This window comes from Clostridium sp. SM-530-WT-3G, assembly GCF_012843905.1.
GTDB lineage: Bacteria > Bacillota > Clostridia > Clostridiales > Clostridiaceae > Clostridium.
The window spans coordinates 21,387-45,431 of the sequence record NZ_JABAGC010000005.1; the positions used below are offsets into that span (position 1 = coordinate 21,387).

Annotated in this window: 26 protein-coding genes and 1 other annotated feature; of the genes, 22 read left to right on the forward strand and 4 right to left on the reverse strand. The window is 28.2% G+C overall.

Going from position 1 to position 24,045, the window contains the following annotated elements:
• The first annotated feature begins 30 nt into the window (after positions 1–30).
• From HF850_RS03420 to HF850_RS03440, 5 genes are all read left to right on the forward strand, one after another.
• Complete coding sequence (locus tag HF850_RS03420; protein WP_169104081.1) at positions 31–837, forward strand: DUF438 domain-containing protein; 807 nt, start codon at positions 31–33, stop codon at positions 835–837.
• Positions 838–1,223: 386 nt separating this feature from the next.
• The gene (locus HF850_RS03425) at positions 1,224–1,397 is read left to right on the forward strand and encodes a hypothetical protein (protein WP_169104082.1); all 174 of its coding nucleotides are present in this window, start codon (positions 1,224–1,226) and stop codon (positions 1,395–1,397) included.
• 13 nt (positions 1,398–1,410) lie between these two features.
• On the forward strand, positions 1,411–1,554 hold the full coding sequence (locus HF850_RS03430; RefSeq protein ID WP_243159391.1) for a spore coat associated protein CotJA: 144 nt from the start codon (positions 1,411–1,413) through the stop codon (positions 1,552–1,554).
• Positions 1,555–1,581: 27 nt separating this feature from the next.
• Positions 1,582–1,833 carry a spore coat protein CotJB gene (locus HF850_RS03435; RefSeq protein WP_169104083.1) on the forward strand — a complete coding sequence of 84 codons (252 nt, stop codon included), beginning with the start codon at positions 1,582–1,584 and terminating at the stop codon, positions 1,831–1,833.
• A gap of 14 nt (positions 1,834–1,847) precedes the next feature.
• Complete coding sequence (locus HF850_RS03440) at positions 1,848–2,426, forward strand: manganese catalase family protein (protein WP_169104084.1); 579 nt, start codon at positions 1,848–1,850, stop codon at positions 2,424–2,426.
• A gap of 65 nt (positions 2,427–2,491) precedes the next feature.
• Here the strand turns inward: HF850_RS03440 and HF850_RS03445 are convergent, their stop codons facing one another.
• Positions 2,492–2,665 carry a hypothetical protein gene (locus HF850_RS03445; RefSeq protein WP_169104085.1) on the reverse strand — a complete coding sequence of 58 codons (174 nt, stop codon included), beginning with the start codon at positions 2,663–2,665 and terminating at the stop codon, positions 2,492–2,494.
• A gap of 340 nt (positions 2,666–3,005) precedes the next feature.
• On the opposite strand from HF850_RS03445, the gene HF850_RS03450 reads away from it, so the two are divergent.
• The 7 genes from HF850_RS03450 (at position 3,006) to HF850_RS03480 (ending at position 9,996) form a co-directional block, all read left to right on the forward strand.
• On the forward strand, positions 3,006–3,668 hold the full coding sequence (locus HF850_RS03450) for a peptidylprolyl isomerase (RefSeq protein ID WP_169104086.1): 663 nt from the start codon (positions 3,006–3,008) through the stop codon (positions 3,666–3,668).
• Positions 3,669–3,941: 273 nt separating this feature from the next.
• Positions 3,942–5,864: a PrkA family serine protein kinase gene (locus HF850_RS03455; RefSeq protein WP_169104169.1), complete on the forward strand. Its 1,923-nt coding sequence runs from the start codon at positions 3,942–3,944 to the stop codon at positions 5,862–5,864.
• A gap of 6 nt (positions 5,865–5,870) precedes the next feature.
• Positions 5,871–7,046 carry a sporulation protein YhbH gene (gene yhbH / locus HF850_RS03460; protein ID WP_169104087.1) on the forward strand — a complete coding sequence of 392 codons (1,176 nt, stop codon included), beginning with the start codon at positions 5,871–5,873 and terminating at the stop codon, positions 7,044–7,046.
• The gene (locus tag HF850_RS03465) at positions 7,047–8,417 is read left to right on the forward strand and encodes a SpoVR family protein (RefSeq protein WP_169104088.1); all 1,371 of its coding nucleotides are present in this window, start codon (positions 7,047–7,049) and stop codon (positions 8,415–8,417) included.
• 257 nt (positions 8,418–8,674) lie between these two features.
• Positions 8,675–9,217, forward strand: coding sequence for a rubrerythrin family protein (locus HF850_RS03470; protein ID WP_169104089.1), 543 nt, complete (start codon positions 8,675–8,677; stop codon positions 9,215–9,217).
• 15 nt (positions 9,218–9,232) lie between these two features.
• A complete protein-coding gene (locus HF850_RS03475; RefSeq protein WP_169104090.1) occupies positions 9,233–9,562 on the forward strand; it encodes a hypothetical protein in 330 nt (109 codons plus the stop codon).
• A 68-nt stretch (positions 9,563–9,630) separates the two neighbouring features.
• Positions 9,631–9,996: a hypothetical protein gene (locus tag HF850_RS03480; RefSeq protein ID WP_169104091.1), complete on the forward strand. Its 366-nt coding sequence runs from the start codon at positions 9,631–9,633 to the stop codon at positions 9,994–9,996.
• A 64-nt stretch (positions 9,997–10,060) separates the two neighbouring features.
• Here the strand turns inward: HF850_RS03480 and pssA are convergent, their stop codons facing one another.
• Positions 10,061–10,588: a CDP-diacylglycerol--serine O-phosphatidyltransferase gene (gene pssA / locus HF850_RS03485; RefSeq protein ID WP_169104093.1), complete on the reverse strand. Its 528-nt coding sequence runs from the start codon at positions 10,586–10,588 to the stop codon at positions 10,061–10,063.
• Positions 10,589–10,907: 319 nt separating this feature from the next.
• Here pssA and HF850_RS03490 point away from each other — a divergent pair, with 319 nt between their 5' ends.
• Together HF850_RS03490 and HF850_RS03495 are read left to right on the forward strand one after the other, a co-directional pair.
• The gene (locus tag HF850_RS03490; protein WP_169104094.1) at positions 10,908–11,789 is read left to right on the forward strand and encodes a YegS/Rv2252/BmrU family lipid kinase; all 882 of its coding nucleotides are present in this window, start codon (positions 10,908–10,910) and stop codon (positions 11,787–11,789) included.
• 50 nt (positions 11,790–11,839) lie between these two features.
• Positions 11,840–12,496 carry a hypothetical protein gene (locus HF850_RS03495; protein WP_169104095.1) on the forward strand — a complete coding sequence of 219 codons (657 nt, stop codon included), beginning with the start codon at positions 11,840–11,842 and terminating at the stop codon, positions 12,494–12,496.
• Between the two features lie 76 nt (positions 12,497–12,572).
• Here the strand turns inward: HF850_RS03495 and HF850_RS03500 are convergent, their stop codons facing one another.
• Together HF850_RS03500 and HF850_RS03505 are read right to left on the reverse strand one after the other, a co-directional pair.
• Positions 12,573–13,082 (reverse strand): hypothetical protein, encoded by a 510-nt coding sequence (locus HF850_RS03500; protein WP_243159392.1) that lies wholly within the window; start codon positions 13,080–13,082, stop codon positions 12,573–12,575.
• A gap of 265 nt (positions 13,083–13,347) precedes the next feature.
• Complete coding sequence (locus HF850_RS03505; protein ID WP_169104096.1) at positions 13,348–15,330, reverse strand: YgiQ family radical SAM protein; 1,983 nt, start codon at positions 15,328–15,330, stop codon at positions 13,348–13,350.
• 598 nt (positions 15,331–15,928) lie between these two features.
• On the opposite strand from HF850_RS03505, the gene HF850_RS03510 reads away from it, so the two are divergent.
• The 8 genes from HF850_RS03510 to HF850_RS03545 all read left to right on the forward strand — a co-directional run bounded on the left by HF850_RS03510 (position 15,929) and on the right by HF850_RS03545 (position 23,969).
• Complete coding sequence (locus tag HF850_RS03510; protein WP_169104097.1) at positions 15,929–17,179, forward strand: CBS domain-containing protein; 1,251 nt, start codon at positions 15,929–15,931, stop codon at positions 17,177–17,179.
• Between the two features lie 99 nt (positions 17,180–17,278).
• Positions 17,279–17,511: a binding site (T-box leader), on the forward strand.
• A 204-nt stretch (positions 17,512–17,715) separates the two neighbouring features.
• A complete protein-coding gene (cysK, locus tag HF850_RS03515; RefSeq protein ID WP_169104098.1) occupies positions 17,716–18,627 on the forward strand; it encodes a cysteine synthase A in 912 nt (303 codons plus the stop codon).
• 41 nt (positions 18,628–18,668) lie between these two features.
• On the forward strand, positions 18,669–19,259 hold the full coding sequence (epsC, locus tag HF850_RS03520; RefSeq protein ID WP_169104099.1) for a serine O-acetyltransferase EpsC: 591 nt from the start codon (positions 18,669–18,671) through the stop codon (positions 19,257–19,259).
• An 11-nt stretch (positions 19,260–19,270) separates the two neighbouring features.
• On the forward strand, positions 19,271–20,260 hold the full coding sequence (gene queG / locus HF850_RS03525; RefSeq protein ID WP_169104100.1) for a tRNA epoxyqueuosine(34) reductase QueG: 990 nt from the start codon (positions 19,271–19,273) through the stop codon (positions 20,258–20,260).
• 255 nt (positions 20,261–20,515) lie between these two features.
• On the forward strand, positions 20,516–21,220 hold the full coding sequence (locus tag HF850_RS03530) for a lysophospholipid acyltransferase family protein (protein WP_169104101.1): 705 nt from the start codon (positions 20,516–20,518) through the stop codon (positions 21,218–21,220).
• Between the two features lie 10 nt (positions 21,221–21,230).
• The gene (gene nth, locus HF850_RS03535) at positions 21,231–21,866 is read left to right on the forward strand and encodes an endonuclease III (RefSeq protein WP_169104102.1); all 636 of its coding nucleotides are present in this window, start codon (positions 21,231–21,233) and stop codon (positions 21,864–21,866) included.
• A gap of 136 nt (positions 21,867–22,002) precedes the next feature.
• Entirely contained in the window at positions 22,003–22,908 is a 906-nt protein-coding gene (locus HF850_RS03540; RefSeq protein WP_169104103.1) for a D-alanine--D-alanine ligase, read from the forward strand.
• A 122-nt stretch (positions 22,909–23,030) separates the two neighbouring features.
• Positions 23,031–23,969, forward strand: a complete 939-nt coding sequence (locus HF850_RS03545) for a glycoside hydrolase family 25 protein (RefSeq protein ID WP_169104104.1) — start codon at positions 23,031–23,033, stop codon at positions 23,967–23,969.
• Positions 23,970–24,045 lie beyond the last annotated feature (76 nt).

Below are 24,045 nucleotides of genomic sequence, written 5' to 3' on the forward strand. Positions count from 1 at the left end.
AAATAAATTATTGGCATGGAGGTGAGTAATATGGAAAATAAGACAATTGTAATAGGTAATGGCGTAAATGGAGCTGTTGATAACCAAAGGATAAAAGAACTAACAGTTGTTTTAAGAGAGTTAAATGAAAAGGGAATAACGGATGAGTTAAGAGAAAAGGGATTAGACCTTGTTAAATCTATAAGTCCTTTAGAACTTTCAATTGCAGAACAACAGTTAATAGAAGAAGGAACGGATCCTAGTGAATTAAGACATTTATGTGAAATTCATATGATGGTTTTAAAAGGCGAACTAGAAAAGTTACAAAGCAATATATCAAAGGGACATGTATTATATACCCTAATAGAAGAACACGAATTAATTTTAGGGTTTTTAAAGGAATTAGAAGAAGTAACAAATATAATATTAGCTTTAGATAATTATGATGAAAATAGAGAAGAGTTTGGAAGAGTAACTGAATTAATTACTAACATACTAGATGCAGAGCCACATCATAAAAGAGAAGAAGATGTTTTATTCCCAGAACTTGAAGTAAAAGGTGTTACAGGTCCAACTAGAATAATGAGACTTGAACATGATGATTTAAGAAAAAAGAAAAAAGAATTAAAGAAATTAAGTGAGTCTGTTTCTGATTTAGACTTTGAAGAGTATAAAAAAGAATTAAAAAGACTTTCGAATGCGATTTGCTTTGAATTAAAAGATCATATTTTCAAAGAAAACTATATATTATATCCTACAGCATTAGAAACTATTGAAAGTGAAGCTAAGTGGGATGATATGAAAAAAGAATGTGATAAGATGGGATATTGTAGTTTTACTCCTGAAGATTGCAGATAATAAAAATAATTTATATAGTTAATAGTAAGAGGGTTATCAGAGTAACTAATTTACACTTAGTTATTCTGACAGCCCTCTTGTTTAATTTAATAATATATAAAAGTATTCTCCATGACCACCGTATTGATTTTGAATTATACCGTCTATAATTCCTGTACTTGTAACTAACATAATATATTACCTCCTTTTGTTTTCAATAGAAATCATAATAATGAAGATTAACCTTTTCTTCTAATTTAGATAATAATATTACGCTTAAACATGATCTCCATAAAATTATAGGTTCCCATTTATCTTAATAATATCATTTATTAGTTCTAAAGAACATGTATAATTTTGATTTATTTCCAAAATTATTAGTTTCAAAACATGAAATTACTCGATTTTTGGATGAAAAAAGTGATAATAGCATCTTATTTTATATAGATAATGGAGTTACCGGAATTGAAGTAAGTGAAAAATGCTTGAGAAAGAATATAAAGAAGATATCTAATTTTACAACAGTTAAATATGTAACATTTTTATGTGTTATAGAGTATTATGAAATATACTCATTATGAAAGGATGATATATATGTCTAAATGTGAGAAATTAGAATATGCTCGTGCATATATAGTTCTTCAAAAATATGAAAATCTTTACTCAATAAGTGAAGCGTTGTGTAGAGGCACATTATTTGCAGATTTATATAGACCTTATAAAAAGAATAAATGCTAATTTAGAAGATAAACGAAGGAGATAACTATGGATGTACAAAAATTAACTTATGAAATACAAAAATTACAGTTTGCAGCTGTAGAATTAAATCTTTATCTTGATAATTTCCCAAATAATAAAAAAGCTAAAGAAGATTATCAGCAAGTTTCTAAGAAATTGAATGAATTAATTAAAGAATATGAAATATGCTATGGTCCATTAAAAAATTTAGGTGCTACATATATTCAGAATCCAGAGAAATGGGTAAATCAGCCTTGGCCTTGGGAATTATGTGATTAAGGGGGATTTTATTAATGTGGTATTATGTTAAAAAATTAGAGTATCCAATAAATTTAAAATGTAATGATCTTAGAATGGCTAAATTTTTAATGTCTCAATATGGAGGACCAGATGGTGAATTAAGTGCAGCTCTTAGATATTTAAATCAGAGATTTACTATGCCAACAGGTAAATCAAAAGGATTATTAACTGATATTGGTACAGAAGAGATGGCTCATGTAGAAATGATTGCTACTATGATTTATCAGCTAATGGATAATGCTTCTGTAGAAGATATAAAGAAAGCTGGTCTTGCAGGGCACTATACTGATCATGGAAAAGGATTATATTATTCAGATGCACAGGGAAATCCATGGACAGCAACTTATATACAGAATAAAGATGATGTAATAGCTGATTTGCATGAAGATATGGCTGCTGAACAGAAAGCAAGAGCAACTTATGAATGGCTTATTAATTTGACAGATGATCAAGACATAAAAGAAATATTACGTTTCTTAAGACAAAGAGAAGTAGTTCACTATCAAAGATTTGGTGAAGCACTTATGAATGTACAAGATCATTATGATAAAAGAAAGCATAAGGACTATTAATAATAAAAATTATTTTTATAATATAGAAAAGAAGGCCTAATTTTAGTGTTAGACCTTCTTTTTTACTAGTCTTGATAACTAGATAATTGTTGACATGCACTATTAATTGAGTCTATAGCAGATTGAATTTTTGCTTTATTATCAGCTTTTTCAGCAGAAGATAAAGCTTGTTGTAATGAACTTGTTGTATTTTTTAGTGTAGACATTGATGAATCTACGTAATCTTTTGCTTTTGCCATGTAAAACATCTCCTTAAATTGTTGTCATAAATAGTATGCTTATGAATTAATAATATATTCCATGTTAAAAAATGAAGACTTTCATATATTAGGATGTATAGTTATTTATTTCGATAAGTTATACTCCAAAATTTATTTTTGTATAGTGGAACTTATTAAACAAAAGAATGTGAGTCTAGTTTCATTAAATATTAAAATATTTATATTAATATGGCTATAATTTAGATTATTCTATCCACTAGATTTGACTTAAAATAAAAAACTTTTTAAAATATATGTAATTATAAAAATTGTAAAAAGTTGAAATTTAATATGAGGAAAAGGATAAGGTGAATAGAATATGAAAAGGTTTTTGAAATTAATATTATCAGTTGTATGTATTTTTCCTATGATTCTTATGGGCTGTGGTAATTCTTCTACAAGTACAAAAACAGAAAATACAACAACTAATGAAGTAACGAAAAGCTCTGATGAAGAGAATAAAAATCTTCCAATAGCAACAATTGAAGTTGAGGATTTTGGAACTATTGAAGCAGAATTATATCCAGAAATTGCACCAAATACTGTGAATAATTTTATTTCATTAGCTAATAAAGGGTTTTATGATAATCTTACATTTCATAGAGTTATAAAGAATTTTATGATACAAGGTGGAGATCCTAATGGAAATGGTATGGGAGGTCCAGGATATGCTATAGAAGGTGAGTTTACATCTAATGGATTTGCAAATTCTTTAAAACACACTGAAGGAGTTCTTTCTATGGCAAGAACTAGTAATCCTAATAGTGCAGGAAGTCAATTTTTTATAATGACAGGATCAGCACCTAATCTAGATGGGGAGTATGCAGCATTTGGTAAAGTTATATCTGGAATGGATGTTGTTGAAAAAATATCAGAAGTAAAGACTGATTCTCATGATAAGCCAGAAAAAAATGTAGTTATTAAGTCAATTAAGGTTAATACTAAAGGTGTAGACTATCCAGAACCTAATACTGTAAAATAATATTTCTATATAACTTATAACTGAGTTAATATGAAAAATAGATTAAAATCAATTATGTTGAATTATCAATTAAAAAATAGAAAATAAGGTTTTTAAGTAAATAAAAAGAATTGAGTTTTTGCTCAATTCTTTTTTTATTTATGAATAATATAACATAATAATTAATATAAGTAGTTATAAGATAAATTTTTAAATTTAGATAACTGAAAAAAATAGTCATACTGTAACCTTTTAGATGAATATATTGTAATTAGGAGGGGAGTGTTTATGAGTATGAACTTTAAGGAATTTATAGAAACAGATAGAGAAAGATCCAATAAAGAAAAATTTGAAGGAACTTTTCTTGAATATCTTGATATCGTTAAGGAACACCCTGAAATTGTTAAATTAGCACATAAAAGAATTTATGACATGATTATAAGTAAAGGCGTTGAAGAATTAAAGGGTGAAGAAAATCCACGTATTAGAAAGATATATGGAAATGATGTAATAAGAAAATATGGTTTCTTTAAAAATGAATTTTATGGAATTGATAAGGTTATTATGAAACTTGCTAATTATTTTAAATCAGCAGCCATGAAGGGTGAAGAAGCTAGACAAGTTTTGTATTTGGTAGGGCCTGTTGGTGCAGGTAAATCTTCTATAGTAGAAAGTTTAAAATCAGCAATAGAAGATTGTGAACCTGTATTTGCATTAAAAGGATGTCCAATGCATGAAGAACCTCTTCATTTGATTCCAAAGCATTTGAGACCAAAATTTGAAGAAATGCTTGGAGTTCAAATAGAAGGAGATTTATGTCCAGTATGTAGATATAAATTAATGCATGAACTAAATGGTATGTATGAAGATTTTCCAGTAGAGAGGACAGGATTTTCTATAAGATCAAGAAAGGGTGTAGGTGTTGTACCACCAGTTGACCCTAATAATCAGGATACTTCAATACTTACAGGTTCAATTGATATTTCAAAAATGGATTTATATTCAGAAGATGACCCAAGAATATTCTCTTTAAATGGTGCTTTTAATGTTGGTAATAGAGGACTTGTTGAATTTATTGAAGTATTTAAAAATGATGTTGAGTATCTTCATACAATTATTACTGCTACTCAGGAAAAATCAGTACCATCACCAGGTAAAGGTTCAATGATATATTTTGATGGTGTTATTGTTGCCCATTCAAATGAAGCTGAATGGAATAAATTCAAGTCTGATCATACAAATGAAGCTATATTAGATAGAATTGTTAAAATAGAAGTTCCTTACTGCTTAGAACTAGATGAGGAAGTTAAGATTTATCAAAAGATTCTTAGAAAGAGCAATTTCAAAGCTCACATAGCACCTCATACTATTGAAGTTGCCGCTATGTTTGCAATTCTTTCAAGGTTAGTTCCATCTGCAAAAGTTGATGCTATGACTAAGCTTAAGATTTATAACGGCGAAGAAATAGTTGAAAAAGGAACTACTAAGAAGATAGATATAACTGAACTTAGAGAAGAAGCAGGTCAATATGAAGGTATGAAAGGTATAAGTACTAGATTTATTATAAAAGCTATTGATAATGCACTTTCAGAATCAGAATATGATTGTATAAACCCATTGAGTATAATGGAAAGCATGATAAAGTCAGTTAAAGAATTAGATATTGCTTCAGATGAAAAGAAAAAATATCTCGGATTTATTCAAGATAATGTTAGAAAAGAATATAATAAGATTCTTGAAAGAGAAATTACAAAAGCATTTATTCATTCGTTTAGAGAACAGGCTGAAAGTCTTTTCAATAATTATATAGATAATGCAGAAGCTTATGTTAATAAGAGCAAGATAAAAGATGCATCTACAGGTGAAGAACTTAACCCAGATGAAGACTTTATGAGAAGTATAGAAGAGCAGATTGGTGTTTATGCAGCTTCGGCTAAGGGATTTAGATCAGATGTAACTTCTTATATGTTCTACATTATAAGAAAGGGTGGAAAACTTGATTATACATCATATGAACCATTGAAAGAAGCAATAGAAAAGAAACTTACTGCTTCAGTTAAAGATTTATCTAGAATTATAACTAAATCCAAAGTAAGGGATAAAGAACAGGCTGAGAAGTATAATTCTATGGTTGAAGAAATGAAGAAAAACGGCTATTGCCTTCACTGCTGTGATGTAATATTAAAATATGCTGCTAATAACCTATGGAGAGATTAAAGAGCCATGGCTATTTTTAGAGACTATACAAATAATCAGATTGATCATGATAGATCCATAGAAGATAGAAGAAGGCATAGACAATTAGTAGAAAAATCTATAAAAGAAAACCTAGGAGATATATTATCAGAGGAAAGTATTGTTGGAGAAAGTAAAAATAAGAAATTCAAAATTCCTATTAAGGGAATTAAGGAATATCAGTTTGTATATGGAAGAAACTCTAAAGGGGTAGCAACTGGAGTTGGTGATGAACAACGTGGAGATAAAATTGGAAATGGAAAGAAACAGATGGCACAAGGAAAGCAGGGTGCTGGAAATCAAGAGGGTGATGATGTTTATGAAACAGAAATTACACTTGAAGAACTTATGGACTATATATCTGAAGATTTAGATCTTCCTAATTTAGATAAGAAAAAATATTCTGAAATAATAACTGAAACGAGTGGCAAAAAGAGGGGATATCAGCTTCATGGTATAAGGCCAAGACTTGCAAAGAAAAAGACTGTAATGACTAAGATAGCTAGAAAACAGGGCAAGAAAAGAGCTCTAAGAGAAATGGATATGGAAGATGAATTAGAAAGATTTCCATTTAGAGAAGATGATCTTAGATATTACAGAGTAAAGATGAAGCCTAGAAAAGAAAGTAATGCTGTTATGATATTTATAATGGATGCATCAGGTTCAATGGATGTTACTAAAAAATATCTTGCTAGATCGTACTTTTTTGTATTGGCTACTTTTTTGAAGAGAAAATACAATAATATAGCTTTCGAATTTATATATCATACAACTGTAGCTAAGCGAGTAGATGAATTTGAATTCTTTCATAAATCAGAATCGGGAGGAACATATATATCTAGTGGAATAAAGGAAGCTTTAAATGTAATAGAAGAAAAATATCCTGTTTCTGCATGGAATATATATAGCATATATGCAAGTGATGGTGACAACTGGTCTGAAGATAATGAAAGAGCAATTGAAGCTGTAAAAAAGATATGTGAGGTAAGTAATTTATTTGGATATGCAGAATTACTTCCATCCACATATACTACAACAATGTATCATAAATTTAAGAAAGAAATAGATAATCCCAAATTTGTTCCTGTAATAATAAAAGAAAAAAAAGATTTATGGGATGCACTTAAGATTATGTTAAGGAAGGAGTTAAAGGAGGAAGAGTAATTGAAATATAGTATAAGAGATCTTGAAAAATGGAATGAAAAAATAGAAGCTAAAGTTCAAGAATATGGATTAGATTATTATCCTCAAGAGTTTGAGCTTATTGGTTTTAATGAAATGATTGGTTATGAAGCTTATGTTGGAATGCCATCAAGGTATCCTCATTGGAGCTTTGGTAAGTCATATGAAAAAAGCAAAACACTCTATTCCTTAAATCTTACTGGTCTTCCTTATGAAATGGTAATAAATTCAGACCCATGTCTTGCATATCTTATGAAAGATAATACTCTACTTTTGCAAATATTAACTATGGCTCATGTGTATGGACATAATGATTTTTTTAAGAATAATAGATTATTTAAACAGGCTACTAATGCAAAGTATACTTTAGAAATGTTTAATTTAGATGCAAAGATTATACGCTCATATATTGATGACCCTAGTATTGGGTATGTTAAAGTAGAGAGAATTTTAGATGCTGCTCATGCAATAAGATATCAGATAGGTAGATCAATCGGGGTAAAGGAACTTTCAGATGAAGAGATAAAGAAAAATATGCTTGATGAGTATGAATATAAAAAAGAAAATAGGAGCATACTCGATGTTTATGAAGAGATAGAACCTCCTAATGTAGAAAAAATTCCATTAGAGCCTGATGATGACGTTATGGGATTTATAATAGAGCATGGATCTCTTTCTGAATGGGAAAAATCAATTTTAAAAATTGTTAAGAGAGAAACAGAGTACTTTATTCCGCAGATAGAAACTAAGATAATGAATGAAGGATGGGCAAGCTATACACATTATAATATTTTAAAGGAGCTCGATCTTCCACAAGATCTTCATTTAGAATTTTTAAAACGTCATAATGATGTAATTGCTCCAATGATAGGTGGTTTGAATCCATATTATATAGGTTTTAAAATATTTGAAGATTTAGATAAGAAATATGGAAAAGATAAAATATTTGAAGTAAGAGAGATAGAAAGGGATTCATCTTTCTTGAGGAGGTATTTAACTAAGGAACTTTGTGAAGAGTTGAATTTATTTGAGTATAATCATAGAACATTTGATACAGTAATAGAAGAAATATCTGATGAGGAAGGCTGGAAGAAGATAAGAGATACATTAAGCTATACTTCAGGTATGGGGAATATTCCATATGTTAGAGTAACTGATATGGATAAAAAGGATTATACTCTTACTTTAGAAAATATTTTTGATGGAAGAGCATTAGAATTGTCTTATGCAAAAGAAACTCTTAGATATGTTCAGGAGCTTTGGGGACATAGGGTAAAATTAATAACAAAAGGAACAGATAATCAGGAGATAATTATAACTTGTGATCAGGATAAAAAGATTACAATAGATTAGTAATATATTTTTTTAATTCCCTACACTTTAAGTGAATGATTTTATGTAAAGTGTGGGGAATTTTAATTTTGAAGGAATTAAATAGACTGCATGAGCTGAAAAGTTTTTTATAACAGTATACATATATAGTATTAGAAACAAAACTTTATGAGAAATATTACAGAATTTGATTTTATCAGTTTTAACGTATGTGTAACTGAATAAGAAAAATATGAATAATATATAAAGATATAAAATAATACTTAGGAGATTTTAAGATGAGCCTTAAGGGTAGCAAAACTGAGAAAAATTTATTAAAGACATTTGCTGGTGAATCAAGAGCTAGAAATAAATATAATCTATATGCAGAAAAAGCTAAATCAGAAGGATATATGTGGATTGCTGAAGTGTTTGAATCTATTGCTTTAAATGAGTATGCTCATGCAAGAGAAGTATATAAGAGGTATTTAGATAGAGTATGCTGTACAAAAAATAATCTTATAGAATCAGCAATTAGTGAAGCTGAAGAAAGTAAAGTTGTATATAAAAATTTTGAAAATATGGCTAGAGAAGAGGGGTTTGATGAAATAGCTGATTTTTATAAAGAGCTTCAAGAAGTTGAAGAAAGTCATAAAGAAAAATTTCTTGATTTAGCTAAGAGGGTAAAGGATAATATGATTTTTGCTTCAGAAAAGAAATCATATTGGAAATGTTTAAATTGCGGGTATATATATGAAGGTTGTGAAGCACCTGAAAAATGTCCATTATGTAGATATCCTAAATCTTATTTTAAAAAATTGAAAGGTAAGGATTGCAGGTAGGAGGGCAGTAAACTAATGTTATATGAATATCCTGATGAATTTATAGTTCCCATAAACTATATTGATACTTTTGAGAATACTGTTAGAAAATATGAAATAAAAAGTGATAAATGTACTATGAAATCAGAAGTAAAGGATTTGACATCAGATAAACAAAGAAAAATCATTGAAGAACATAAATTGAAAAAAGTCTTTAGAGATAGTGAAGAGAGTGAGGACATGTTAGAAGATTTTGTTGATATGAATGTAATGAGCGAAAATTATAAGGACTATTATTTAGAAAATACTAATATATATTCGGATATAGATGATGAATATGCTAACAATGAAATTAAGAAGAAATAATATTAAACCATGGAATTGAATCATATAAATATAATAATTGGTATAAAAATTAAAGGAATTAAGATAATATGAAGTATGATGATTTAGCAAAAAATCAGTATAATGATATAGATAATTTAAGCAGATTATTAAAAAGTTATGTGGATTCTTATAGACTGCTTATTGCAGGGGCTGCAGAACTATATAATATAAATTTAGCTAAAAAAAGTGATGTAAAAAAAGCATTAGAAAGGGTAGATGGAGTAGGATCCCTAATTGATAATCTAGTAGATTCTCTTGATAAATGTGAAAGTGCTTATTTAAAATACTGTAAAATTAAAAATCAATATATGTCAGTAGCTACAGTTAAAGATCATATTTTTACAGAGATAGATAATGAACTTAATTTTCAAAATTCGTCATCAAGAGATGACGAAGATTGTGATGATGAATAGTTAGTTGAAAAAATAAAACTCTGATTCATTTATGGATCAGAGTCTTACTATAATAAATTATATTTTATACTTTTTTTAATTTTAATGTACTTACCATTAAATAAGAACCAATAATCATCAATATTACAACGATAGATGAAGGTACTGATACCTTTAATTCTAAAATAAGCAGATTAAATAGTGCCATAAAGCATCCAACTATTGTTATTGGAACACCTGTAAATACACCATCAAATGTAGCTGTATTATATCTAGCCAATCTAAAAGCACCACATATTGGGAAAACAAGTAATATTATATATCCAATTATCCCTTTTGGTCCTAAATTAGAAAACTCATATAATGTATATGTTAAGATAGATGGGGCCACTCCAAAAGAAACTAGGTCAGCTAAAGAATCTAATTCTTTTCCTAGATCACTGGATACTTGTAAGAAACGTGCAATACGTCCATCATATCTATCTACCAAACCTGCTAATAAGATAAAAATGCTTGCCATAGCATAATTTTTATTCATTACTGATAATATAGATACAATTCCACAAGATAAATTAATAAAGGTAAATAGGTTTGGAATACAACTTTTCCTCATAAAATCACTCCTAGAATTATAAAAAATACTTACAAAAATTTATTATAGCATATATATACAAATAATATAAGGCATAAATAGATTTTTAATACCAATTTTAGGGTGAAAATAATCAAATTAATCACAATATATATACTATAAGTGAACATACGTACATTGGCTTTAAATGTATATTTGCTAAAATCTCGACACTTAGAAAATATAATGCTATAATACTTTTTATGTTGTATTTAAATGAAATTTGGAGTAATATATTTTTCATATATTTGTGATATGTAATTTTAAAAGATATTTCTATGTTAGGAGGTAGATTTATATTTTGAAAAAGGTAAGATTTATATACAATCCATATTCAGGAGAAAATAGTATAATAAGCGAATTAGATAGTATAGTTAAAATGCACCAGGAAGTTGGACTAACTATAGTTCCATATAGAATTCAAAGAGGAAGGAACTTAGAAGAAGCATTAGATATAGTTGATGAAACATATGCTTATATATTAATAGCTGGTGGAGATGGAACTGTGGATTCAGTAGTCAATGCCATGGAAAATAGAAACATAGACCTTCCAATAGGAATATTACCAGTTGGGACTGCAAATGATTTTGGAAAGTTTATCAATATGCCTGCGGATATACAAGAAGCATGTAAGCAAATTTTGGATTCAAAACCTATATTAGCAGATGTAGGTAAAATAAATGATAAGTATTTTATAAATGTAGCAAGTACAGGGTTATTTACAGATGTATCACAAAAAACAGATGTTAATTTAAAAAATATAATTGGTAAGGCTGCATATTATTTAAAAGGTTTAGAGGAGTTGCCAAACTTTAGAAAGTTAAAAGTAAAGATTACATCAAAAGAATGTACTTATGATGGCGAAATGTATTTATTACTTGTTTTTAATGGAAAAACTGCTGGAAACCTTAATTTAGCAACGCGAGCTGAAATTACAGATGGAAAACTAGATGTAATTATATTTAAAGCAGTACCTATAATTGAAATATTACCTCTATTTATTAAACTTTTAAAGGGAGAGCATTTAGATTCTAATAAGGTTATTTTCTTTAAAACAGATGATTTGTATGTTGAATCCTATGAAGATATAGTAACAGATATAGATGGAGAAAAAGGACCAGATTTTCCACTTAGAATTCAATGTGTAAAAGGTGGAATCAAACTTTTAGGTATAAAAGAATAATTAATTTAATACATATAAGTAACAGGAATATGATTGGAGTGAAAACTTTCATGAACTTTGCATATTATATATTTTTGTTACTTATAATTTTTTTATCCTTTTTTACGTTAAAAAGAAATTTAGAAGTATCACCTAAGAAGATAAAGATATATTTAACATTTGTAATTACATTATTTTTATTAAGACATATAGGTCTTTTCATGCTATGTATACTTCAAAGTAGTAATATAATATATTATCTTAAACCTATAATATATTTAAATCATATAACTATGCCGTTAATTGTTTTAGCCATAACCTATGTTTATTTAAGGTCTGAAATATTAAAATTTACAGGAAGCTATATAGTAATGGGTATAGTAGTTTTGATATATATTTATATAATAAAAGTATCTAAATTAACTATAGAAGTAAGTCAGATATATGGGTTTATAGTAAATATAAGCAAAGAAACGGAGATGTATTTATTATCATTAATTCTTATGGGAATTATGATGGTTTTAAATGTAGTACTATTAGATAAACCTTATGCAAATAAAACAGGAATATGGTTTATAATAGTTTCAATTGTAGTAGTTATGTTAGAAGAAGTAATTATATTAGGAGGAATAAAGGTATTTCCATACTCAGTTATTGGTGAACTGATCTTCTTAATAATTATTAATTTCGTATTGAATGGATTTGAAAAATTAAAGAGAATTGAGTAGTTTTTAAGAAAGAATAACAGTTAACAATTTTGTGAAAGTTTTATGATATCGTAATTTGTTAACTGTTAATTTTTTATTACGAACTATATTCAGATAATTTGCCAGAGTATATGAGATCTAATCCAGAAATAGATTTAAAATCATAAGGTCTCATTAAAGTAAAGTGCTTTTCAAATTCTACTACTTTGGCCTCTTTGAGAACATAAGCAACAAATTGTGAACATACATAGTGATATTGTCTTTCAAAAGGAATATTAAAAAGCATAGCGACAAGTCCAGCAAAATTATAACGATATTTATTTTCGTTATCTTTAAATTTTTGAATTGATTTTTCTAAAATATCATACTGTTCTTCAGTAATTGATAGACGATAAATTTCACATAAAGTATTATCTTGTATTTTATAAATTCCACTATTAATATCTTCTTTTACAAAGCCAGCAATCAACGGAATGTATAAATTTTGACGTGCAAAACTATACAGAAAGTCCAAGTTTTCATCTAATGCAATTGAAGCATGATTATAAGGAGCACGAGTAAAAAATTGAAGTATTCTTGAACAGCCTGTATTAGTCTGGCTTAACATTATATAGATATTTTTTTTCATATATTCCCTCACTTTAAAACCATAAATATATTTTAAAAATAATGCTTGTCCTATTATTTTTGCATATTTATATGATAACTTATTTATTACTAATATAAAGATATTTGCTACAAAAAATGAAAAAATTACAGATATATGGAAGTATGGGAGCTACACATTACAATTATCGTATAATAAAGTAAAAAATAAAGAATAAACTGTTTGAAAATATCAATTAACAGTTTATCCTTAGTTATTTTATATATTAATAAGTTGTACGTCTCTTATTAGAATTTCTTTTACTAGAATTTCTTGATGGTTTTGAGTTTGACGCTTTTTTACTTCTATTTGAATGTCTATCTGAAGAATTTTTAGATGTATCTGATTTACTGCTAGAATTATTTTTTGATTTATTATTTTTATGTTTTCCTTGGTAACCAGTTTTACCAGGAGCAAATCCAATTAGACAATCTTTACCGTTTCCGATTAAATCTTCTCTATGAGCTTTAATTAAAGCTTTTTTTACTTTGTTGTAGTTTTTAGGTACAGCAAACTGGATTAATGCTCTTTGCATATCCTTTTCTTCTTGAGTTTTTGGAGTATACACCTCTTCTCCTGTAAGTGGATTAACTCCAGTATAATAAATAGTAGTAGAAAGACTACCAGGAGTAGGGTAGAAATCTTGAACTTGCTCAGGAGTATATCCCATTTGTTTTATGTATTGTGCAAGTTCTATAGCTGCATCTAAATCTGAACCAGGATGAGAAGACATTAAATAAGGAACTAAGTATTGTTTTTTATTTAGTTTCTTGTTTATTTCAAAATATCTTTTTACAAATCTATCGTAAACTTCTCTTGATGGTTTACCCATTTGGTTTAATACTTTAGGAACTACATGTTCAGGAGCAACTTTTAATTGACCGCTTATATGATGTTCGCATAATTCATGGAAGAATGCTTCATTTTTATCGTGAATTAGATAGTCATATCTTATACCAGAACGTACGAATACTTTTTTTACCCCTGGAAGATTTCTAACTTTCTTTAATAAAGATAAATATTCAGTATGGTCTATTATAATATTTTTACAAGGCTCTGGGAACATACATTGCTTTCCTTTACAAGTACCATATACTTCTTGTTTCTTACATGCTCTATGTCTAAAGTCAGCAGTTGGTCCACCAACATCGTGAATGTATCCTTTAAAATCAGGTAATGTTGTTAATAGCTTTGCTTCATTAATTATAGATTCCTGGCTTCTATTTTGTATAACTCTTCCTTGGTGGAATGTTAATGCACAAAATGAACATGAACCAAAACAGCCTCTATGGCTGATAATTGAAAATTTAACTTCTTGAATAGCTGGAATTCCACCTTTTTCTTCATATATAGGATGATAAGTTCTAGTATAAGGAAGGTCATATGCCATATCCATTTCTTCTTGTGTTAAATCTTCTTGAGGTCTATTTTGAACTAAATATCTATCACCATGCTTTTGTATTATAGTTTTACCTATAATAGAGTCTTGTTCATAATATTGAAGTCTATAAGCTTCATTGTAAGCTTTTTTGTCTGTAGATACTTCTTCAAAAGATGGAACTATAACAGCATCTTTAATGTTAGAAATATCATTAGTCATATAGCATGTTCCACGTATATTTGTTATATTCTTTATGTTTGCTCCATATCTAAGCATATCTGCAATTTGGGTTACAGTTTTTTCACCCATTCCATACATTAATAAATCTGCCTTACAGTCTACAAGGATACTTCTTCTTACTTTATTATCCCAGTAATCATAGTGAGCAAATCTTCTTAAACTTGCTTCAATTCCACCAATAGCTATTGGAACATCTTTAAATGCTTCTCTTATCCTATTACAATAAACAATAAGAGCTCTATCTGGTCTATGTCCTGCTTCTCCACCAGGAGAGTATAAGTCATCTCTTCTTACTTTTTTAGCAGTTGTATAATGGTTAACCATTGAATCTATATTTCCAGAGTTAACAAGGAATCCATATTTAGGTCTTCCAAGTTTTTTGAAGTCTTCAGCACTATGCCAGTCTGGCTGTGCTATTACACCTACTGAAAATCCTTGAGATTCAAGAGTTCTTCCTATTATTGCAGTTCCAAATGAAGGATGGTCTACATAAGCATCCCCAGAAACTATTATAAAATCTAATTGATCTATGCCTCTATCACGCATATCTTCTTTGCTTATAGGTAAAAATTCTTTACAAAGTTTCATATATATAATTACTCCAATTCTTAAAGATTTTAGAATAAAGTTTTTAAAATTAAAATAGTAAGTAGTATTTACTAAAATTAAAAAAACAATTTCTAATTTGTATATTTAATAACTTTTTGCTTTATCCAAAAACTATAAATTTACTAAAAATATTTAAAAAAATATGAATATTAAATTTTGAGTCTTAATGTATATTAACATAAGCATAATTAGTTTACAAACAATAATGAGTGGTATGTATTCCAAAAAAATAAGCAATAGTTAAATATAAAAATATAATATTAAGTATAGAAAATATTATTGCCTTTTATAATGTATGTAATATAATAAATAAGAGGCAAATTACGTTATTTAGAAAAATATACGTGATTTATTAAAAAACTGCTTTTATATGAGCATATTTTTAAGTTGCTATTAATTTTTTGAGTTAAAAGGAGTGTAAATGATGGAGGGTGGACCTCAGAATAGTAAATATCATACGAAAAAAATTAAATATTTATCAGAGAGAAGCCATTTATCAATCATTAGTCTCAATTAATATATTAGTTAAACTTTAATTTAACCTGCTTCTCTCTGTGTAGAAGTAGGAGGAATCTTTATGAAGAAATTAACCATGTTTCTATATACAAATATCTTAAATAGGAAGGTTTATGACGAATTTAATGATGTTTTGGGAACTTTGAAAGATGTGTATGTAACTACAGAGGAAGGATATCCAAGAGTAATTGGATATAAATTAAAAAAAGATGGAGTTACTTTTCATTACGAATTCAGATATATAGAGTTTATAGAAAAAGATGGAAAAGTAAAGATAAGAACTAAAGGGAGTAAAGAAATACTTCCTATGAGATATACTTATCTTCTTTCAGAAAATCTACTAGATAAAAAAATAGTAGATATTAATGGAAAGCAGGTTGTACGTGTTAATGATTTAAGAATTGCACTTATTGCAGGTGAGTATAGAGTCGTAGGAGTTGAAATAGGAACTTTTGCACATTACAGAAGATTAGGTATTGCTGGTTTTATGAAAGTTATTTATAAGATATTAGGAAAGAGTACTGAAGATACTGTTTTAAGATGGGACGATGTTGAGTCTGTTGAAATGGTAGATAACAACTTAAAAATTTCTGTACCTTATAAGAAATTATCAAAGATGCATCCTGCAGATTTGGCAGATATATTAGAAAATCTTGATACTAACTCAAGAAAGCAAGTTTTGGAATCATTAGATGAAGATTTAGCAGCAGATACTCTTGAAGAAATAGATTCTGAATATAAGGGAGCTATAATAAAAGAATTATCTGACAGTAAGGCAGTTGAAGTACTTGAAAATATGCCTAGTGATGAGATTGCGGATTTGCTTGATGATCTAGATGAAGAAGAAAGAGAAAAAATTCTTATAAATCTAGAAAAAGAAGATGCAGATGAAGTAAAAGAACTTTTACAGTACGAAGATGAAACTGTTGGTAGTATAATGAGTAAGGATTTTATTTCTGTTAATTTGGATATAACTGTTGGAGATGCAATAGATCTATTAAAAGAAATGAAACCAGATGAAGAAGTTATGTATTATATATATATTACAAATGAAGAAGATAAAATTGAAGGGGTAGTACCTATAAGAGATTTAATAATATATGATACTAATACTAAGATTAAAGAAATAATGGATACTACAGTGACACATGTGCGACATGAAGATGAAATAAATGAGGCAATAGAAGCAGTGGCTAAGTATGACTTAAACTGTGTGCCTGTAATAGATGAAGAAGAAAAGCTTGTAGGGATAGTAATAATTCATGATATAATAGATGAATTTTTATATCCTTTATGGAAAAAGAAAAATTAAATATGTGGTCAACACTTTATGAAAAAAATCGTAAAAGTGTTGACTTTTTTTTTATTTTGAATATAATAAATATATAAAGTTTATCAAAACACTCAGAATTAAAAAGCTGTGAAAAAGGAGAGTAGCATAAAGGAAGCTTAACAGAGAGAAAAGAAAGCTGAGATCTTTTCATGTGGGAATTTATGTGAAGTGCCCTTTGGAGTTGAAACTTGAATTATAGTAAGGTTCTCCGGGTTCACCCGTTATAGTGATATTGCATGTTAGTGCTGAATTAAAGTGAGGTTTATTTAACCTAATTAGAGTGGAACCGCGGATGTTACTTCGTCTCTATAATATAGATATTATAGAAGATGAGGTTTTTTTATTATATAAATTTAAATTATTAGTGCACAAATAATTTACATTAGATTAAAAGCATATAAATTTATTATTACAATTTATACAACAAGATTTTTAAGAACTATGATTTAAAATTAATATTTATAAAAATAATTAGAACCAACTAATATAAATAAGATTCAAGGAGGATTATGGGTATGATTTATAATGGAGTTTTAGATTTAATAGGAAATACACCAATTTTAAAGGTGAATAATTTAATTAAGGATGAAAATATTGCAGATGTTTATGTGAAATTAGAAAAGTTTAATCCAGGTGGAAGTGTTAAGGATAGAGCTGCACTAGGAATGATAGAAAGAGCAGAAAAAGAAGGATTATTAAAGGAAGGATCTGTAATTGTAGAACCTACTAGTGGAAATACAGGTATAGCACTTGCTTTTATAGGAAAATTAAAAGGATATAAAGTAATTATTGTAATGCCTGAAACAATGAGTAAGGAAAGAAGAGATTTAATAAAGGCATATGGAGCTGAATTAGTATTAACAGAAGGTGCTAAAGGAATGAAAGGTGCCATTGAAAAAGCATTAGAAATTGGAAGTGGTGATGGATATTTTATACCACAACAATTTGAAAATATAGCTAACCCAGAAAAACATTATGCTACTACTGCAGAAGAAATATATAAGGATATTCCAGACTTAGATGCATTTGTTGCTGGTGTTGGTACTGGTGGAACAGTAATTGGAATTTCTAAAAGTTTAAAAAAGAAAAATTCTAATATTAAAACTATAGCAGTTGAACCAGCAACTTCACCAGTATTAAGTGGAGGAAATCCAGGAGCGCATAAAATACAAGGTATAGGTGCAGGCTTTGTTCCAAGTATTTATGAAAAAGAATTTGTAGATGAAATTATTAAAGTAGAAGATAAAGACGCATTTGATACAGCTAAAGCTTTTGCAGATAAAGAAGGTGTGCTAGTTGGTATATCAGCAGGAGCTGCAATATATGCAGCAATTGAAGAAGCTAAAAAGCTTGGAAAAGGTAAAAAGGTTTTAGCAATGGCTCCAGATGGAGGAGAAAAATATATATCTATGGGACTATTTGATTAGTATAAATTAGGCTGAATTATACGAGAGGAGAGAATATAGCTGTGTTTAAAAGATTAAATTATGATTTACAAAGAATATTAAATGAAGATCCAGCAGCTAAAAGTAAAATAGAAGTATTATTATTATATCCATGCGTTCATGCTTTAATAGCATATAGGTGTTCACATTTTCTTTATAAGCATAAAATGTTTTTTTTATCAAGGTTAGTATCACAGATATCACGATTTTTTACAGGTATAGAGATTCATCCGGGAGCAACCATAGGAAAAGGTCTATTTATTGACCATGGAATGGGAGTTGTTATTGGTGAAACAGCAGAAATTGGTGATAATGTTACTATATATCATGGAGTAACCCTTGGGGGAACAGGAAAACATACTGGAAAAAGACATCCTACAATAGGAAATAATGTTCTTATAGGAACAGGTGCAAAAGTATTAGGTCCAATTAAAGTTGGAGATAATGCAAAAATAGGAGCAAATTCTGTTGTCCTTCACAATGTACCAGAAGGAGCTACAGCAGTAGGAATTAGAGCAAAAAATATATTGCCAAACAGACCAAAGGCATCTATTATTGAAATAAAAGATATTCAAGGTAGAAAAAGAAAAATATTTAATGATATGGTTATTTAGAGGAAAAAAGCATGGGAGTAAAACAAGATATAATAAATTATTGCCTTTCTTTAGGTATAGATTCAGTAGGATTTATTAAAGTAAGAAGATTTGACGAGTTAAAAGACTTTTTTAAATATAGAAAAGAAAAAAAATTAGAAAACGAGTTTGAGGAAAGTGAATTAGAACTACGTATTGATGCAAATAAGTGGTTTGATGGGGGGAAAACTATAATATCTATAGCTTTTCCCTATCTTTATGTGAATAATAATATTCAAAATGGATTTTCAGTATATACAAGAGGAATAGATTATCATTTTGTAGTAAATAAATATTTAAATGAAATATGTAAGATAATTGAAAGTTATGGTGGGAAAGCAAAGGGATTTGTTGATAGTAATTCACTACCTGAAAGATATCTTGCTTATATTTCAGGAGTTGGATTTATAGGAAAAAACAATTTAGTTATAACAGAAAAACATGGTTCATATACTTTTTTAGCAGAAATCATAACAGATTTAGAAATATATGATGAAGATAAACGAACATTTGATGAAATAGACTTATTTAAAGAATGTGGTGAATGTAATATATGTTATAGTGAATGTCCAACTAAAGCTATAAATCCAAAAATGAAAAATTGTAATATATGTCTTTCATATATTACTCAAAAAAAAGAACTTGAAGACTGGGAAATCCAAAAGCTTGATGGTAGAGTTTTTGGTTGTGACAGCTGCCAGCTTAAGTGTCCTTATAATGAAAAGGCTGAAAATTCAGTTATAGAAGAATTTAAAGCCATGGATTTTATGAATGAAAATAATGAAGATTTTATAATAAATATGGGCAATAGTGAATTTAAAGATACTTTCAAAAAAACTTCATGTGGCTGGAGAGGAAAAAATGTATTAAAAAGAAATACAATGATAAGAAAGGCATTGTATCTAAATGATGGTGAAATAGAAAAAATTAAATTTGAATCACCATATTTAAATGAATATAGAGATAGAATAATTAAAAAATAATATAAATATTAAGTTACTTATATTTTATGATACATGTATTGTAAAGTTAGAGTAAATATTTTACAATTATATCATATAGAATACTGCATAGAGGTAATATTACTGATTATAAGATAAAGTGTTAAAAACGTGATATGGCCTTGTTAATTGCAATTAAATATAAAAGTATATATAATATTATGAGTAATTTAGATTTCAATAATTATATTACATAATTAATTATAATAAATATTCATTTAAAGGGAGTGGATAAGGGTGTTATCTCCAATAGTAGTGAGGATTCTGAAAATATTACCAGATGATATGCTTGTAAAGTTTGCTAAAAGGCTTACAGATGGATATATAAATAAGTATGCCAATTTAACTGTAAATGGATTAGAAAATATAGATGAAGTTAAAAAGCCAAGGATATTTGTGTGTAACCATTTAAGTAATTCGGATGGTATTGTACTAAATAAGATTCTTAAAGAAAAAAGCGACCCATATTTTATAGCTGGAAAGAAGTTATCTGATGATCCGGTAACAAGAATAGGAACAAAACTTGTTAAAAATATAACTATTACACCGAATTCAGCAGATAAAGAGGCAATTACTAAAGTTGTTAGGGCATTAAAAGATGGTAGTGATATATTAATATTTCCAGAAGGAACAAGAAGTAGAACTGGTGCTATGATAGAAGGAAAAAAAGGTGTACTATTATTTGCAAGAATGGCAAAGGCGGAAATAATACCTATTGGAATGAGTGGAACTGAAAAACTTCTACCTATAAGTAAAAATGGAGATATGGGAGGAGAAAAGTGGCATTATTCAGATGTCACTATAAATATAGGAAATAAAATTGAATTCCCTGTACGAGAAAAGGGAGAAGATAAACACGAATATGAAGATAAATGTATGGATATACTAATGAGAAGTATAGCAAAACTTCTGCCTGAAAGTTACAGAGGAGTGTATAAATAAGGAGAAAAATATGAAAGCAAGGACAAAGAAAATCGCTGAGATTTTAAAAGAAACATATCCAGATGCACAGTGTGAATTAAATTTTAAAACTCCTTTTCAATTATTAGTAGCAACTATATTATCAGCACAAACAACAGATAAAAAAGTTAATGAAGTTACAGAAACTTTATTTAAAGATTATCCGGATGTGGATTCTTTCTTAAAGCTAACTAATGATGAATTAGAGGAAAGAATAAAGCAAATAGGTTTATATAGAAATAAATCTAAGAATTTAATATTAATGGTGAGACAGCTTAAAGAAAATTTTAATGGAGAAGTTCCTAAAACTATGGAAGGAATAATGTCTCTTGCAGGAGCGGGAAGAAAAACTGCAAATGTTGTACTTTCGAATGCTTTTGGCATTCCATCAATAGCTGTGGATACTCATGTATTTAGAGTATCTAATAGGCTGGGACTTGCTGATTCAGACAATGTTCTAGAAGTAGAAAAGCAGTTGCAGAAAGAATTTCCTAAAAAAGAATGGACTTTAATGCATCATGTATTGATATTTCATGGAAGAAGATGTTGTACTGCTAGAAATCCTAAATGTAGTCAGTGTCCAGTAAATTATTTATGCAAATATTATAAAACAATACAAAAGGAATAAGTTTTATATAGAATTACTAAAAATAAAACCACGGTTAATAAAATTTAAATTAATTGTGGTTCTTTCATTTACAGAGTTATTTTATTAATATATAAATATAATGAAATGTAGTTTAAGCTTGGAGGTTAGTTAATAAATGAAAGTTGGAGTAATAATGGGCGGTATTTCATCTGAAAGAGAAATATCATTAAATAGTGGAAGATCAATAGTAGAAAATATTAATAAAGATAAATATGAAGTTGTATCAATTATAATAGATAAAAAAGAAGATATTATTAATAAAGTTAAGGATATAGATTTTGCTCTTTTAGCATTACACGGTCAATTTGGTGAGGATGGAACAGTTCAATCAGTACTTCAAACACTTGGAATACCTTATTCAGGATGTGGTCCATTAAGTAGTGGAATGTGTATGGATAAGGATGTCACTAAATCAATTCTTAAGGCATCAAACATAAGAACTGCACCTTGGATTAACTTAACTAAGAATGATGAAATAGATTATGAAAAAATAAATGAATTAGGATATCCTGTAGTTGTAAAACCAACTCATGGAGGATCAAGTGTTGCTACATTTGTAGTAAAAGAAGAAAAAGAAATTGAAAACTGTGTAAAAGAAGCATTTAAATGGGATTCAGAAGTGATGATTGAAAAATTTATTAAGGGTGATGAAATAACTTGCCCTGTATATGGAGATAAAATGCTTCCTGTAATAGCAATAAGGCCTAAAGCAGAATTCTTTGATTTTGCATCAAAGTATAATGATGGTGGGGCAGAAGAAGTTGTTGTTGAATTAGAAAAAGAATTACATGCAGAAGTAGAGAGAATGGCATTATCTACTTATAAAGCTTTAAAGTGTGAAGTTTATTCAAGAGTAGATATGATAGTAACTAAAGAAGGAATTCCATATATATTAGAAGTAAATACATTACCAGGAATGACAAAGAACAGCTTAATTCCAAAGAGTGCTGCAGCTCTTAATATTGGATTTGCAGAATTAATAGACATGATTATAGAAGATTCAATGAAAGTTAGTAGATAATTTAAAATCTGTTTTACAAAATTACTTATAATTTGGAAAGTATATTTCCAGATTATAAGTAATTTTTTTATTTATAAATTAATAATTATATGGTAGAAAAGTATTTTTGAGTTGGAGGCATTATGCAGAATAAAAATGCAAAAAGTCTATTTGGAATAGATATAAATGAATATACCCAAAGTGTACAATTCAATATCATAGCAACTAAAGTAGATTTTTTATATTTAAGATCTTCTGGTTCAGGATCAGGAAGATTCAGAGTAGATAAAAAATTTTTAAATTATGCAAAAGAAGCTAGAAATTATGGAATACCTGTAGGGGCATATCACTTTGGAGTACCTTCATATGATCTTACTGATGCAGATAGGCAATGTGATGATTTTATAAGTACACTACAAAGTGGATTTGGTGAAAAAGATTATGGAGATTTACTTCCAGTATTAGATATTGAGACTCCAGTTGATAAAAGTATCTCAACTAAAACACTTATTGATTGGATAGATAGGTTTAGAAAGAGATTTGAAAAAAAGACAAGAAGAAGACTTATGCTTTATACTGGATTATTTTTTATTGAACTGTATAATAATTTTTATATTAAAGGAAAAGGATATCCACTAAAAAATATGCCTTTATGGATTGCTATGTATACAAATGTTCCTATAAATCCAAGAATTCCGCCAGATATTGGAGGATGGACACGGTGGAGAATTTGGCAGTATAGTGAAGGACAGAAAGTTACAGGTGTTGGAAACCCAGTAGATGCAAATTGGGGACCAGATAATATAGATTTGTTAATTCAGCCAGATATAATAAGTGGATTAAAAGCTAGAATGGAAAAAGGAAAAATATATGTATCTTGGAATAAGAACACCAACATAGATTTACTTGGATATAATATATTCTTAAATAATGAATGGGTAGGAACAGTAGATAAAGATAAGACAAGTTATACTATAAAAGAAGTAGGTAAAGTTAATCCAAATAAGTTGTCAGTTACTATAGAAGCATTTGATTATGATGGAGAGACTTCAAAAATCAGAGCCAAGGTACAGGTTAGCTAGAAATTGATAGACTATATGTGATATTCACGCTATCATATATAAAGTAGAATATGATATAATAGTAGTATTGATGGCA

Coding starts and splice junctions, on each gene's coding strand:
- HF850_RS03495 (WP_169104095.1), top strand. CDS start 11,840: ATGAACTTTGCATATTATATATTTTTGTTACTTATAATTTTTTTATCC.
- HF850_RS03445 (WP_169104085.1), bottom strand. CDS start 2,665: ATGGCAAAAGCAAAAGATTACGTAGATTCATCAATGTCTACACTAAAA.
- HF850_RS03470 (WP_169104089.1), top strand. CDS start 8,675: ATGAGCCTTAAGGGTAGCAAAACTGAGAAAAATTTATTAAAGACATTT.
- HF850_RS03505 (WP_169104096.1), bottom strand. CDS start 15,330: ATGAAACTTTGTAAAGAATTTTTACCTATAAGCAAAGAAGATATGCGT.
- queG (WP_169104100.1), top strand. CDS start 19,271: ATGGGAGTAAAACAAGATATAATAAATTATTGCCTTTCTTTAGGTATA.
- yhbH (WP_169104087.1), top strand. CDS start 5,871: ATGGCTATTTTTAGAGACTATACAAATAATCAGATTGATCATGATAGA.
- HF850_RS03545 (WP_169104104.1), top strand. CDS start 23,031: ATGCAGAATAAAAATGCAAAAAGTCTATTTGGAATAGATATAAATGAA.
- HF850_RS03500 (WP_243159392.1), bottom strand. CDS start 13,082: ATGTTAAGCCAGACTAATACAGGCTGTTCAAGAATACTTCAATTTTTT.
- HF850_RS03540 (WP_169104103.1), top strand. CDS start 22,003: ATGAAAGTTGGAGTAATAATGGGCGGTATTTCATCTGAAAGAGAAATA.
- HF850_RS03450 (WP_169104086.1), top strand. CDS start 3,006: ATGAAAAGGTTTTTGAAATTAATATTATCAGTTGTATGTATTTTTCCT.
- cysK (WP_169104098.1), top strand. CDS start 17,716: ATGATTTATAATGGAGTTTTAGATTTAATAGGAAATACACCAATTTTA.
- nth (WP_169104102.1), top strand. CDS start 21,231: ATGAAAGCAAGGACAAAGAAAATCGCTGAGATTTTAAAAGAAACATAT.
- HF850_RS03440 (WP_169104084.1), top strand. CDS start 1,848: ATGTGGTATTATGTTAAAAAATTAGAGTATCCAATAAATTTAAAATGT.
- HF850_RS03435 (WP_169104083.1), top strand. CDS start 1,582: ATGGATGTACAAAAATTAACTTATGAAATACAAAAATTACAGTTTGCA.
- HF850_RS03475 (WP_169104090.1), top strand. CDS start 9,233: ATGTTATATGAATATCCTGATGAATTTATAGTTCCCATAAACTATATT.
- HF850_RS03510 (WP_169104097.1), top strand. CDS start 15,929: ATGAAGAAATTAACCATGTTTCTATATACAAATATCTTAAATAGGAAG.
- pssA (WP_169104093.1), bottom strand. CDS start 10,588: ATGAGGAAAAGTTGTATTCCAAACCTATTTACCTTTATTAATTTATCT.
- HF850_RS03480 (WP_169104091.1), top strand. CDS start 9,631: ATGAAGTATGATGATTTAGCAAAAAATCAGTATAATGATATAGATAAT.
- HF850_RS03455 (WP_169104169.1), top strand. CDS start 3,942: ATGAACTTTAAGGAATTTATAGAAACAGATAGAGAAAGATCCAATAAA.
- HF850_RS03430 (WP_243159391.1), top strand. CDS start 1,411: ATGTCTAAATGTGAGAAATTAGAATATGCTCGTGCATATATAGTTCTT.
- HF850_RS03420 (WP_169104081.1), top strand. CDS start 31: ATGGAAAATAAGACAATTGTAATAGGTAATGGCGTAAATGGAGCTGTT.